At 38.9% G+C, this 12614-nt stretch carries 13 protein-coding genes and 1 pseudogene; 4 read left to right on the top strand and 10 right to left on the bottom strand.

Translation table 11 applies throughout. The annotated features are described in order from the left end of the window. Positions 1–72 precede the first annotated feature (72 nt). From prfB to IGL80_RS06595, 7 genes are all read right to left on the bottom strand, one after another. Positions 73–1174 (bottom strand): peptide chain release factor 2 gene (gene prfB / locus IGL80_RS06625; protein ID WP_111997025.1). Its coding sequence is split into 2 segments (ribosomal slippage): positions 73–1101 and positions 1103–1174, totalling 1101 coding nucleotides; the frame shifts between segments, so codons are not numbered across the junction. A 76-nt stretch (positions 1175–1250) separates the two neighbouring features. Next, on the bottom strand, positions 1251–3788 hold the full coding sequence (gene secA, locus IGL80_RS06620) for a preprotein translocase subunit SecA (protein WP_002404285.1): 2538 nt from the start codon (positions 3786–3788) through the stop codon (positions 1251–1253). A gap of 255 nt (positions 3789–4043) precedes the next feature. Continuing rightward, a complete protein-coding gene (hpf, locus tag IGL80_RS06615) occupies positions 4044–4595 on the bottom strand; it encodes a ribosome hibernation-promoting factor, HPF/YfiA family (protein WP_002357293.1) in 552 nt (183 codons plus the stop codon). A 138-nt stretch (positions 4596–4733) separates the two neighbouring features. Beyond that, positions 4734–5420, bottom strand: a complete 687-nt coding sequence (locus IGL80_RS06610; protein ID WP_002360152.1) for a ComF family protein — start codon at positions 5418–5420, stop codon at positions 4734–4736. Beyond that, on the bottom strand, positions 5410–6726 hold the full coding sequence (locus IGL80_RS06605) for a DEAD/DEAH box helicase (protein WP_002404284.1): 1317 nt from the start codon (positions 6724–6726) through the stop codon (positions 5410–5412). Before IGL80_RS06605 ends, IGL80_RS06610 begins: the two co-directional genes overlap by 11 nt. Positions 6727–6827: 101 nt before the next feature. Further along, positions 6828–7163 (bottom strand): PTS sugar transporter subunit IIB, encoded by a 336-nt coding sequence (locus tag IGL80_RS06600; RefSeq protein WP_002360150.1) that lies wholly within the window; start codon positions 7161–7163, stop codon positions 6828–6830. Between the two features lie 120 nt (positions 7164–7283). Then, positions 7284–7571, bottom strand: coding sequence for a DUF7662 domain-containing protein (locus IGL80_RS06595; protein WP_002357286.1), 288 nt, complete (start codon positions 7569–7571; stop codon positions 7284–7286). 141 nt (positions 7572–7712) lie between these two features. Between IGL80_RS06595 and IGL80_RS06590 the strand changes: the two genes are divergently transcribed. The 4 genes and pseudogenes from IGL80_RS06590 to IGL80_RS06575 form a co-directional block, all read left to right on the top strand. Continuing rightward, positions 7713–8375 (top strand): YigZ family protein, encoded by a 663-nt coding sequence (locus tag IGL80_RS06590; RefSeq protein ID WP_002357285.1) that lies wholly within the window; start codon positions 7713–7715, stop codon positions 8373–8375. Continuing rightward, positions 8365–8598, top strand: coding sequence for a DUF2829 domain-containing protein (locus IGL80_RS06585; RefSeq protein ID WP_002360149.1), 234 nt, complete (start codon positions 8365–8367; stop codon positions 8596–8598). The genes IGL80_RS06590 and IGL80_RS06585 overlap by 11 nt, the downstream gene beginning before the upstream one ends. A gap of 62 nt (positions 8599–8660) precedes the next feature. Beyond that, positions 8661–9446 (top strand): 3-oxoacyl-ACP reductase, encoded by a 786-nt coding sequence (locus tag IGL80_RS06580; protein WP_002404283.1) that lies wholly within the window; start codon positions 8661–8663, stop codon positions 9444–9446. Positions 9447–9591: 145 nt separating this feature from the next. Further along, positions 9592–10110 (top strand): annotated as a pseudogene (locus tag IGL80_RS06575) (QueT transporter family protein); the annotation flags it as partial. 42 nt (positions 10111–10152) lie between these two features. Here IGL80_RS06575 and IGL80_RS06570 read toward each other — a convergent pair. The 3 genes from IGL80_RS06570 to purD form a co-directional block, all read right to left on the bottom strand. Beyond that, entirely contained in the window at positions 10153–10887 is a 735-nt protein-coding gene (locus tag IGL80_RS06570; RefSeq protein WP_002360146.1) for a TIM44-like domain-containing protein, read from the bottom strand. Between the two features lie 20 nt (positions 10888–10907). Then, entirely contained in the window at positions 10908–11237 is a 330-nt protein-coding gene (locus IGL80_RS06565; protein WP_002360145.1) for a DUF1648 domain-containing protein, read from the bottom strand. 128 nt (positions 11238–11365) lie between these two features. After that, positions 11366–12613 carry a phosphoribosylamine--glycine ligase gene (gene purD, locus IGL80_RS06560; protein WP_002360144.1) on the bottom strand — a complete coding sequence of 416 codons (1248 nt, stop codon included), beginning with the start codon at positions 12611–12613 and terminating at the stop codon, positions 11366–11368. Between the last annotated feature and the right edge of the window lies 1 nt (position 12614).

The raw sequence follows: 12614 nt of genomic DNA, 5'->3' as shown, positions 1-12614 counted from the left end.
ACTCATTATAACATGTCAATATTGCAAACTTCTTGCATTAAGTTACATTTTTATTTCAATTTAATGAAGAGCTTAACTTAAGCGCTGTTTTAAGTAGGCATCAATGAAACCATCAAGGTCTCCATCCATCACAGCTTGTACATTGCCGGTTTCGTAATTTGTCCGATGGTCTTTGACCATTGAATACGGATGGAACACGTAAGAACGGATTTGTGAGCCCCAACCAATTTCCATTTGTTCACCACGTAAACTTGCTGCTTCTTGGGCTTTCTTTTCCATTTCCAATTGATATAATTTGGCTTTTAACATACTCATTGCTTGCTCACGGTTTTTTAATTGAGAACGCTGTGCTTGGCTTGCGACAACGGTGCCTGTTGGAATATGTGTGATTCGAACAGCCGATTCTGTTTTATTAATATGTTGACCACCGGCACCACTTGCTCGATAGGTATCAATTTTTAAGTCATCTGGATTGATCGCAATCTCTATTGTATCGTCTAATTCAGGCATTACATCAACTGAACAAAACGAAGTATGACGGCGTTTGGCGGAATCAAAGGGCGAAATCCGCACAAGACGATGGACACCTTTTTCAGATTTTAGGTAACCATAAGCATTGTAACCTTTGATTAATAAGGTGACACTTTTAATCCCTGCTTCATCTCCAGCTTGGTAATCCAACGTTTCAACTTGGAAACCGTGACTTTCTGCCCAACGTGTGTACATTCGTAAAAGCATACTTCCCCAATCTTGTGATTCAGTACCACCGGCACCAGGGTGTAATTCAATTAGGGCGTTATTATGATCATATGGCTCATTTAGTAGTAAGGATAGCTCATACGTTGTTAAACGTTCTTGCAAGAGATGAATTCTTTCTTCCAATTCTTCTTGAATCTCTGCATCATATTCTTCTTGTTGTAATTCAAACATCACCGTTAATTCGTCAAGTTCCTCAGAGAGCTGATGAAATTGTTGATATTTTTCTTTCAAACTATTGGTTTCGTTAATTAGCTTTTGAGCCGTTTCTGTGTTGTCCCAAAAACCAGGTTCTCCCATCCGATTTTCCGCCTCGGCAATGTCTTCTTCTAACTGGTCTAAGTCAAAGAGACCTCCTGAAGCTAGTAATTTTTTGTGTCATTTCGTCTAATAATGTACGAATTTCTGGGTTTTCCAAAATGATTCCTTCTTTCTCTTTATGGTAAAAAGAGCAAAGGCGGGACAAATTGCCCCACCCTGCGTTTTTTCTTTAATTAAGCGTTTCTTCCATGACAATTTTTGAATTTTTTGCCACTTCCGCATGGGCATAAATCATTACGGCCCACTTTTTTATCTACACGCACAGGTTGACGCTTCGCACTTGTGTTGCTTTGTGCAGCTGCATCTTGTTCTGTTTCTGGATGTTCCGCTTGTCCTTGAGCTACTTGCTCACGTTGGACATTTTGGCGAATTTCCGATTTCATGAATAAACGTGTTACTTCATATTCGATTGAACCCACCATATTGTTATACATAGAATAACCTTCTGTTTGATATTCTACTAATGGGTTGTTTTGACCGTACGCACGTAAGCCGACAGATTGGCGTAATTGATCCATTGCATCAATGTGATCTGTCCATTTAGTATCGACAACACGCAAGATGACTACTTTTTCAAATTCTAGCAATTGTTCTTGGCCATTCAATTGTTGAGATTTTTCTTCAAATACTTCTTGCGCACGTGCCACTAAGTAGTCTTTGATTTCTTCAGCTGATTTATTTTCTAAATCTTCTTTAGAAATCGTATCTTCATGGACAAGTGTTGAGGCTGCAAAATCGACAATCCCATCTAAATTCCATTCTTCTTTTTCTAATTGTGTATGGCTATCCACCACTCGGCCAATCGTCCGTTTTACCATGCCCATCAATACATCAGACAAGTCATTTTCTTCCATAATTACTTCTTGTCGTTGCGCATAAATAACTTCACGTTGCTCGCGCATCACGTCATCGTATTGTAAGACATTTTTACGTGTGTCATAGTTATTTCCTTCCACACGTTTTTGAGCAGACTCTACTTGGCGAGTAAACATTTTACTTTGAATAACTGCATCTTCTTCTTGCACATTCATTCGTTCTAAGAATGTTTTAATTCGTTCTGAACCAAAGCGTTTCATTAAGTCATCTTCTAAAGATAAATAAAATTGTGAAACCCCTGGATCCCCTTGACGTCCTGCACGTCCACGCAACTGATTATCAATACGACGTGACTCATGACGTTCTGTCCCGATAACCGCTAGACCACCTAGTTCAAGTACACCTAAACCAAGTTTAATATCCGTTCCACGACCAGCCATATTTGTTGCAATTGTAACTGCGCCTTTTTGACCGGCATTCATAATGATTTCGGCTTCTTTAAAGTGATTTTTCGCATTTAATACTTCATGAGGAATTTTAGCTGCGTTTAATTTATCAGAAAGTAATTCTGACGTTTCTACCGCAACAGTCCCCACCAACACTGGTTGTCCTTTGTGGTAACGTTCTTTAATATCTTCCACCACTGCATTAAATTTACTTTCTAAGGTTGGATAAAGTAAATCTGGACGATCGTCACGGATAATTGGACGATTGGTTGGAATTTGAATGACTTGAATATTGTAAATTTCACGGAATTCTTCTTCTTCTGTTTTAGCAGTACCAGTCATCCCGGCTAGTTTTTTGTACATCCGGAAGTAGTTTTGGAACGTAATCGTCGCCATTGTTTTTGTTTCATCTTCAATTTCGACGCCTTCTTTTGCTTCAATCGCTTGATGCAAGCCATCAGAATAACGACGACCATCCATGATACGACCAGTAAATTGGTCAACAATTAAGACTTTATTGTCTTGAACCACGTAATCAATGTCTAATAACATGATATAGTTTGCCCGTAACGCTTGATCTAAATGGTGCGTTAATGCTGTATTTTCAATATCGTACAGGTTATCCAATCCGAAAGTTTGTTCAGCTTTTTCAATCCCTGCTTCTGTTAAACCAATTGTTTTAGACTGAATATCAATTTTGTAATCTTCGTCTTCTTTTAAGCGTTTGACAAAATTATCGGCACGCGTATAGAGTGCTGTCGATTTTTCAGCTTGTCCAGAAATAATTAATGGGGTTCTTGCTTCATCAATTAAGATTGAATCCACTTCATCGACAATTGCATAGTTTAATGGACGTTGAACCATTTGGCTGCGATAAACAACCATGTTATCACGCAAATAGTCAAATCCTAATTCGTTATTTGTACTATAAGTGATATCACAGTTATACGCTTCACGTTTTTCATCAGAAGATTTAGAGTTAATGTTTAAGCCAACGCTTAAGCCTAAGAAATTATATAATTCTCCCATTTCGTTAGAGTCACGGGTTGCTAAGTATTCATTAACTGTAACAACGTGTACTCCTTCGCCAGATAGTGCATTCAAGTATACAGGCATTGTGGCAGTCAAGGTTTTCCCTTCACCTGTTCTCATTTCAGGAATGTTCCCGTCATGAAGCACAATCCCACCCATTAATTGGACACGGTATGGGAATAAACCTAGTACACGTTTAGCAGCTTCACGGACAACCGCAAACGCTTCTGGTAATAGTTCGTCTAAGGTTTCCCCTTTTTGATAACGGGCTTTAAATTCATCTGTTTTTTCACGTAATTGTTCATCGCTTAGTTGTTCCATTGCACTTGCATGTGCATCAATTTTATCGGCGATTTTTTCTAATCGTCTTAATTCTTTTTTATCGTTTTCGATCATTTTTTTCAAAAAATTTGCCATTGGTATCTGTGTTCCTTTCAATTACCTCTTTTTATTTTTGTATCCTTTTTGTACAAGAAGCACAATCTATCCGTTTTATTTTATCATTACTTGACGAGAAAGAAAACCATTTCTCTCTATTTTGCAGACATTTTCCTTTAAAAGAGGAACTTTTAAAGTTATTTTATGTATTTCTTTATTTTTTCTTTACTCCGTGCTTTAAAGATGTTTAAAGAGCTGAAATGCACGAAGGCATTTCAGCTCTTATTTTAAGCTTTAGTCTGTTTCAATCAAGCCATATTTGCCATCTTTACGACGGTAAACAATGCTTGTTCCATTTGTTTCAGCATCTTCAAAAATGAAAAAGTTGTGTCCTAACATGTTCATTTGTAAAACAGCTTCTTCACTGTCCATCGGTTTTAATGATAGACGTTTTGTACGAACGATGTCTAATTCTGAAGGTGTTTCTTCTGTTTCTTCACCAACTAAGAAGACAGCGGCTTTTGTATTGTTACGTCCTGTTTCACGAGATTTTCTGTTGATTTTTGTTTTAAATTTACGAATTTGTCGTTCTAATTTATCGACAACCAAATCAATACTTGCGTATAAATCAGGTGACGTTTCTTCAGCTCGTAAAACTAGATAAGGAAGAGGAATAGTAACCTCGACTTTGGCTGTTTTTTCAGTGTACACTTTCAAATTCACGTGAACCGTTGCTTCAGGTGAATCGCTGAAATATCTTTCTAATTTACCGACTTTTTTCTCAACATAGTCTCGAATCGCTTCGGTTACCTCGATATTTTCTCCACGTACATTATATCTAAACATAACAATTACCCCTTTCATCTACCAGTAAAGAAAAGATTAAAGGACCACTCTTTAATTCCCTTCTTCTTAATTTCATTATATCGAATAATCTGGGTTTTGCCAACAAAATAGTCATCAAATTTATGAATTCTTTTCTTTTTACCGCGCGAGAGTAAACGTATTCAAACTTTTAGGATAACAGTCATTGATAACAGCAGCTGCGTGGAAAAGAGTTCGTCCAGTGGTATAGATGTCATCCACCAAAATAACAGAACAATTTTTTAATTTTTTTTGGTTTTCTTTTTGGATGGCAAATGGTTGTTGCAACCGCATCCTTTCCTTTCTAGTTTTCTTAGATTGCGGAACATTTTCCTCTTTTCTAATTAAAAAAGGGCTGTACGGAACATCAGCCGCTTCTAGTAAGCCAATTACTTGGTTGAAGCCTCGTTCTTGCATTCGTTTTTCGGATAAGGGCACCGGAATAATATAGTCCGCAGATTGTTGCTGAAAGTAAAAGTTGATTTCCTCGTTAAAACACATTCTTAAGCGATAGTCTCCTTGAAATTTATAGCGTTCCATCCACTCTTGCATTCCTTCATCATAATGAAACAACGCTGCATTATGAAAAGAATACTCTGGATAAAGCAGCTGCCACCTTTGACAATCAAAACAATAGCGCTCTTGGCTGACGCGACTACAGCCAAAACAAGTGCCTGTCATTGGCAGTTTCTGGAACTTTGCTTGGCAGTGCTGGCAAAGTGAAGGCCTCGCCCATTTTTTAAAACGTAAGAGCATTTTTAATGTTATCTCCAAACGAATGGGGCTTGCGCAATTTTTACAATCCATCTAACATCCCTCGTTTGCTAGCCAAGCGATTCATTTGCTTTATTTGCCGAATTGCCTCTTTCATGTCTCTTGTTTCCCCATCATGTAAAAATAAAACTTCGCCGTAATTGAATTCTTGTCTTCGATCGACTCGGCCCGCAATTTGGACAAGTGTTGAAGAAGTGAAGACTCGATGATTGGCACCATAAACAATAACTGAGACTGCATCAAAAGTCACACCACGTTCTAAAATGGTTGTAGTGATCAAAATATCCGTTTTCTGCTGACGCATTGCTTGAACTTTTTCTAGGCGAAGCTCATCACTACCATAAACGGCGACAACTTCTTTGTCGGAAAATCGCTCAGCTATTAATGTATGCAATTGGTGAATTAATGAAATGCTTGGGCAAAATAGTAAAACTGAATTACGCACCAATAAACGTTTCAAATGATGTGCAATGATTTTAATATTTTTGCTAAAAATACGTTGCCACGACTGAACCCAAAATCGGCGTGGCACAGGTAATGGCCTACGATGATATCTTGCTGGCAAAATACTGGCCGCTAATTTCTTTTGCTGTAAAAGCTTCCGCAATTCTTTCGTAGGCGTTGCTGTTAAGTACACCAAACTACTTCTTTTTTTTCGTGCGTTACGCACTCCATAATAAAGATGCTCGTTATTAACAAAAGGAAAAGAGTCGACTTCATCAACGATAAGTAAATCAAATGCTTGATGGAATTTCAATAATTGATGGGTGGTGCAAATCACTAGTTTCGTATAACGATACGGTTCTTGACTGTTTCCATGAAGTAAAGCAATTGCTTCATGAGGAAAAACCGCTTGGATTCTGGGAAACAGTTCTAAGCAAACATCGACACGCGGCGAAGCCAGCGCAATCCGCCCCCCTTCTTGTAAGGTTTGGTGCAAAACAGCAAATAACATTTCTGTTTTACCTGCACCTGTAACTGCCCACACTAAGCGATTCTCTCTTATTTTTGCTGTCTCACAAAGTTCAACTGAGATCGCTTGCTGTCCTTTTGTTAATTGTCCAGACCACTCAAAAAAGACAGTTCTTGAGCTATTGGGCCTTTCTGGTAAATGACAAAATTTTTGACAAGAAGTCACACGGCCTAATTGAATGCACGCATGACAGTAGTATACATTTGTCGCCAGTCTGTTTTCTTTTTTGGATACGACTTCCCCGCACCGCTGACATTGAATTGTTAGGGGTGAACGCTCTAACATTGTTGGTAAATAAACCAGTTTTGTCTGTATTGAACGTTCTGTTTCTTCAATAATTATTTTACGTCCATGCAAGTCTTCCATGTTAACCACCTCAATTATAAAATACGCATTTCTCTAGCTTTTTTGCGAAAAAAAAGACAAGTTGCTTTTTCGAAAATTCTCGAAAAAAACAACTTGTTTTTTCATTCTTTTTTATCTGCTTGTGCTAACAAACCCAAGGCTTGTTCCAGCACTTTTTCCCCGTTCATTAAGCCGTAATCAGACATGCTAATGACATCTGTTGGGATACCTTTTGGTGATAGACGCTTTTCAAAATCACTCTTCATATAACGAACTTGTGGACCTAACAATAACACATCGACTGGATTATTTTCTAAATTTGTTTCTGCTTCCGATGCAGAAGCCGCAAATATATGGGCATCTAAGCCTTGATTAAATGCTGCTTTTTGCATTTTTGTAACAAGTAAACTAGTACTCATTCCTGCGGAGCAAACTAACATAATTGTTTTTTTTGACATTTTAACAGCCCCTTTTACCATTGCCTTTTTCAATTTTCAACATTATCTATTAAAAATATTATAGTGTAAAGTTAATTTTTGTCAATCATTCTTGTTTTTTAAAGCGGATACAATCTTGGTTTAAACGTACCATGCTGACTTCAGCAATTTATTAAATACCACATATTCTTTTTCCAAATTCACTTGAACTACTTGGTAACTCGCATTCAACCAACCATAAGCGCCCTTTTCTGGATGCTTATAATCGTTCGCCCACCAATCGACATCTGTCTTAGCAGTTTTTGGTAAACCAGAATGAGGGAATAACAATTCATCAAACTGGGTAAAGGTCAAGGTAACTTGGGAACCGCCATTCGTTTTCAAATAATGAGTAATTGTATCATATTTTTTCTGTCGTGTATGTACCATTTTCCAGCGCCTCCCTTTTCTCTATCATACCTTATTATAACGTTTTTTTCCAAAAATCTCACAAAAAAGATGAGAGAAAAAGTTGCTATTCAGTTGATTCTTTTTTATACTGACTTTATTACGAGAGAAAAGGATGCCCATATGTTAGAAAGCTATATTACAGTCAAACAAGATGGTTTCAGCGAGATTGAAATCAAGAAATCGCGGTTTATCTGTTCTGTAAAGCGCGTAACATCAGAAGAAGAAGCAAAAGCCTTTATCGCCGCAATAAAAAAAGAACATTGGAAAGCCAATCATAATTGTAGTGCTTTTGTGATCGGCGAAAAAAATGACATTCAGCGGAGCAGCGATGACGGCGAACCTAGTGGCACTGCTGGTGTTCCAATGCTGGAAGTCTTAAAGAAAAAAGAGTTAATCAACGTAGTGGCTGTTGTCACTCGTTATTTTGGCGGAATAAAATTAGGCACTGGTGGTTTAATCCGAGCATATAGTCATGCTCTTTCCCACACTTTAGATGAAATTGGTTTAGTCATTGGCAAATTGCAACAAGAGCTATTGATTACGATCGCTTATCCTTTATTAGGAAAAGCCCAAGCCTTTTTAGAACATAGTCCCTACACGCTTAAAGAAACTATTTACACAGAGTCTATTCAGTTAATTTGTTTAGTAGATGAACAAGCAACAGAAACATTTATAGCTGAAATGACGGATCTACTTAACGGCCAGTTGACAATTGAAAAAGGCGCAACAAGCTATCACGAACTACCATTTAACGAAAAAGGAGCACAAGCAAATGACATTTGAAGAAGTATTGCCACAGATTAAAGCAGGAAAAAAAACCGTACGTAAAGGCTGGAGCGGTTTTGAACTTTTTATTGAATTACGTGATGAAATTGGCACCTCCGAAGGTGAATTTTTACAAGTTACCCCGTATTTTTTAATCAAAACTTCTGATGAAGGCTACAGCATGTTTTCACCAACACCTTGTGATGTCTTAGCAGAAGATTGGGTGATTGTTGAAGCATAATTACACACATAAGGTCTGGCAGATTACGGCGATTGCTCGTTCTTCCAGACCTTAATTTTTAAATGTTTAAAGGAGTTTTTCTTATGCCAAAAGAATTTGAAACAAAACGGGTGCTTGTAACCGGTGCAGCTTCAGGGATTGGCCAAGCACAAGCAATTGCCTTTGCTGAGCAAGGTGCTGAGGTTATTGGCATCGACCTAGACGAAACGGGGTTAAAACAGACAGCCGCACTGGTTAATCCAGATTCTACTAAGCCATTTACTTATTTTGTCGGTGATGTGTCTTCTCCCTCATTTGTGCAAGCCACGATGAATCAAATTGTGAAAGACAACGGCCAAATTGATATTTTATTAAATACGGCAGGTATTTTAGATGATTATCGTCCTTCTCTAGAAACTTCGGAAGCTTTATGGGATCAAATTTTAGCAACCAATTTAAAAAGTGTCTTTTTAGTGACCAATGCTCTATTACCTTATTTCCTCCAACAAAAAAAAGGAGTAATCGTTAACATGGCATCTATCGCTGGCTTAGTAGCTGGGGGCGGCGGCGCAGCGTACACTGCCTCTAAACACGCAATCATCGGGTATACAAAACAACTTTCCTACGATTATGCCAAATTAGGCATTCGAGCAAATGCGATTGCGCCAGGTGCCATCCAAACACCCATGAACGCAGCTGATTTTGCAGGAGAAGGTGAAATGGCTACTTGGGTAGCAAGTGAAACACCTGCGGGCCGTTGGGCACAGCCACAAGAGGTAGCAAAACTTTCATTATTTCTAGCTAGTGATGACGCTGATTATATCCATGGCACAGTTATGACCATTGATGGTGGTTGGACCATGAAATAAAAAGACTTTACAGAGTGTCTGTTCTTCAGTAACATGTAACACAGTGAGGCAACTCACACCATAACACTTCAGTTGGCTTTACTGCCCTTCCTTTGGTTATGGTTATCACTAAAACACGTCGTTGTTTTATAAAGGAGAATCTCAAATGAATCATTCATCAAATCCACAAACCAGTACGTGGTCAGCTACGGCTTTGGCTAAAATGGCGCTGGTTACCGCTTTGTATGTCGTTGTCACTGTACTTCTCGCTCCGCTTAGTTTTGGTCCGATACAGCTTCGTCTTGCCGAATTATTTAATTATTTAGGCGTTTTTAACAAGCGATATATCTGGTCCATTACGTTAGGGGTTGCGATTGCCAACACCGCTTCGCCTCTTGGTATCATCGATATAGTCATCGGTAGCGCTGGGACGTGCGCAGTCTTATGGATTGCCTATTTTGCGACAAAAAATCAGCAAAATTTATTGATTAAACTAATGCTGACGGCCATTCTTTTTGCTTTGTCCATGTTCACTGTCGCCGGACCTTTAACGTTCTTTTATCAGTTACCTTTTTGGTACACATGGTTGACCGTTGGACTTGGTGAACTTCTTTCAATGACAGTCGGCGGTATCCTGATTTACGTATTAAATAAAAAAATACAGCTTGTAAAACGCATCGAAGAAAAAAAAAGCGCTTGGGATTTAAACCCCAAGCGCTTTTTAGCACTATCCTTTAGGTTGAATGAAGTCTGCTTGCCATTTTCCAAGGGATGGATTGTAATCAAAATACCAAAGTTGTGAAAAATATTGTTTTTGATGCTTGTATCCTGATAAAACACGACCGCTTTGAGTATCTTCCTCGTAGTCAATACAAGAAAAATGAAGCATCAGTGAAAAACTGGTTTCACTAATAGGATGATAATTCGAAGCTGGCGCTACTTTCACTTTTTTTACATGATTTCTGATGCCCGCTTGTTGATTTGCTTGTAATACTGCAAAATGTTTTTGATAAAGTTTTTCTGTATAGTTATCTTTGACTACAGACAAGTTTTCTTGATCCCACGCTTGTTGTATTTCTAAAAACGTTTGTTGTATTTCTTTTAAGAGTGCCTTTTTTTCTTTTGATGTTCCAGGTAATGCTGCCCACATTTCTTGAAAAGCACCTTCATCGACTGGTTGATTTCTGCGGCGTCTTTGCCAAATCATCGCGCCCCCAAAAAGAACAAAAAACACTGTTGAAATTAAGCCTTCCAGTGGCGTTGTGTTGCTGGTCCCAGTCTCGTTATGATGAACATAACTTCTTGATCCATCACCGCTTGGCGAAAAACCATTCGAGGGATTACCTCCGCTAGGACTTTCTACACGTCCACCGCCATAGCCACCAGCTACAGCCGCCGCTTGATTAGGCCATAAACAAAAGGCCATGACACAGCCCACAAAAACCAAAATTAGCTTTCTCATTTTCTCACCTTTCGCCCCCTTCAAACCAACAAATGAATAAATAGACGCAGAATACTAAACAAAGCGCCAAGATTAACAATGATTAAGAACACCTTCAGCCATCCACCGTATGGTTGTACTGATTGATAACTTCGTTGATAAATACTCAAGCCAAACAGGACCGCTGGCCACATAAATATACTATATCTTGGGCCAAACGAATTACCCTCGCCCCAAAAATTCACATGAATGGGCACATGAGCTGGTAAATCAGGATAAACCACCGCACTTAATAACAGTAAACTGACTGCCAAGACACTTGTAACAATAAATAACCCCTGACTAACTTTTTCAATCTGCTTCTCTCTCATTATCTTAGCTTTCTCCTCTAGTTTAATGATGGATATACTTTCAGTTTATGCCTCCCTATCTGAATTTGCAATAAAAAAAAGACAAGGAAACATTCGATTAAATGTCCTTGCCTCTGTTTTTGAAAATCCTAAATCAAGCCTTTCACACCTATATCTTTTCGGTAGTACATTCCAGGAAATGAGTAATTATCCAATGTTTGATAAACTTTTTTGCGGGCTTCTTCAAGAGTCGAAGCAGTTGCTTCTGCTAAAAAGATTCGTCCGCCAGCCGAAACCAGAGCCTGTTCTGAACGAGTTACCCCTGCATAATAGATGGTTTCACCAGACATTTCGGGCAATGGTAGATTTGTCTTGTATTGATTAGGATAGCCTTCTGCAGCTACAACAACACCAACACTCGCTAACTCATTCCATGCAATCGTTGGTTGCTCTTTCACCAGCAATGAAGAAATTATTTCTGAAAGGGGACTCTCTAAACGCGCCAACACAACTTGTGTTTCTGGATCCCCAAATCGAGCATTAAATTCAATAACCTTGGGGCCAGTTGCTGTTTGGATTAAACCAGCATATAAAATCCCTTGAAACGGACGTTTTTCAGCCACCATTCCTTTAGCAGTCGGTTTCAGGACTTGGCTAATGGCTTGCTGAACCGCTTCTTCTGGAATCTGAGGCACTGGTGTGTAAGCACCCATCCCCCCTGTATTCGGACCAGCATCCCCATCGAAAATCCGCTTATGATCTTGAGCAATCACCATCGGATATACCTTCTCATTAGAAACAAAAGCCATTAAGGAAAATTCTTCTCCTTGCAAAAATTCTTCGATTACGACCGTTTGACCGCTTGCTCCAAATTGTTGGTCCTCCATCATCGCAACTAGCGCCCGTTTTGCGGCTGCTTTTGTTTCGGCAACTACTACTCCTTTTCCAGCTGCCAAACCATCTGCCTTAATAACAATTGGTACTCCTTGCTGTTCAATATATTCTAAGGCAGGTGCCAAACGTCGAAAGACCCGATATTCTGCCGTTGGAATCTGGTATTTTTGCATAAAATCTTTCGCAAAACTTTTTGAACCTTCAATTATTGCAGCTGCTTTTGTCGGGCCAAAAATCAGTAATCCCGCTGCTTGAAAGGCATCTACAATTCCTTCAATTAATGGCGTTTCCGGTCCGACGAATGTCCAATCAATCTGATTATTCTTCGCAAATTGAATTAGTTCCGTTTGCTGCTCTTCACCGATAGGTACAGTCCGAATATTATCACCACTCATACCAGGATTACCTGGTGCACAATAAACAGTCTTGACTTTGTCTTCTTGCTGTAATTTTTTGGCGATTGCATGTTCACGACCACCACGCCCAATCACTAATATATTCATC

The organism is Enterococcus sp. DIV2467a, assembly GCF_050532945.1.
Lineage (GTDB): Bacteria > Bacillota > Bacilli > Lactobacillales > Enterococcaceae > Enterococcus > Enterococcus faecalis.
The sequence above is the reverse complement of the archived record's forward strand: the minus strand, read 5'-3'. Positions and strand labels throughout refer to the sequence as shown.

What these genes read in the sequence shown, in the direction of transcription:
- IGL80_RS06585 (WP_002360149.1), top strand. Translation starts at nt 8,365, where the DNA reads ATGACATTTGAAGAAGTATTGCCACAGATTAAAGCAGGAAAAAAAACC.
- purD (WP_002360144.1), bottom strand. Translation starts at nt 12,613, where the DNA reads ATGAATATATTAGTGATTGGGCGTGGTGGTCGTGAACATGCAATCGCC.
- hpf (WP_002357293.1), bottom strand. Translation starts at nt 4,595, where the DNA reads ATGTTTAGATATAATGTACGTGGAGAAAATATCGAGGTAACCGAAGCG.
- IGL80_RS06590 (WP_002357285.1), top strand. Translation starts at nt 7,713, where the DNA reads ATGTTAGAAAGCTATATTACAGTCAAACAAGATGGTTTCAGCGAGATT.
- IGL80_RS06610 (WP_002360152.1), bottom strand. Translation starts at nt 5,420, where the DNA reads ATGGATTGTAAAAATTGCGCAAGCCCCATTCGTTTGGAGATAACATTA.
- IGL80_RS06580 (WP_002404283.1), top strand. Translation starts at nt 8,661, where the DNA reads ATGTTTAAAGGAGTTTTTCTTATGCCAAAAGAATTTGAAACAAAACGG.
- IGL80_RS06605 (WP_002404284.1), bottom strand. Translation starts at nt 6,726, where the DNA reads ATGGAAGACTTGCATGGACGTAAAATAATTATTGAAGAAACAGAACGT.
- IGL80_RS06600 (WP_002360150.1), bottom strand. Translation starts at nt 7,163, where the DNA reads ATGTCAAAAAAAACAATTATGTTAGTTTGCTCCGCAGGAATGAGTACT.
- IGL80_RS06595 (WP_002357286.1), bottom strand. Translation starts at nt 7,571, where the DNA reads ATGGTACATACACGACAGAAAAAATATGATACAATTACTCATTATTTG.
- IGL80_RS06570 (WP_002360146.1), bottom strand. Translation starts at nt 10,887, where the DNA reads ATGAGAAAGCTAATTTTGGTTTTTGTGGGCTGTGTCATGGCCTTTTGT.
- IGL80_RS06565 (WP_002360145.1), bottom strand. Translation starts at nt 11,237, where the DNA reads ATGAGAGAGAAGCAGATTGAAAAAGTTAGTCAGGGGTTATTTATTGTT.
- secA (WP_002404285.1), bottom strand. Translation starts at nt 3,788, where the DNA reads ATGGCAAATTTTTTGAAAAAAATGATCGAAAACGATAAAAAAGAATTA.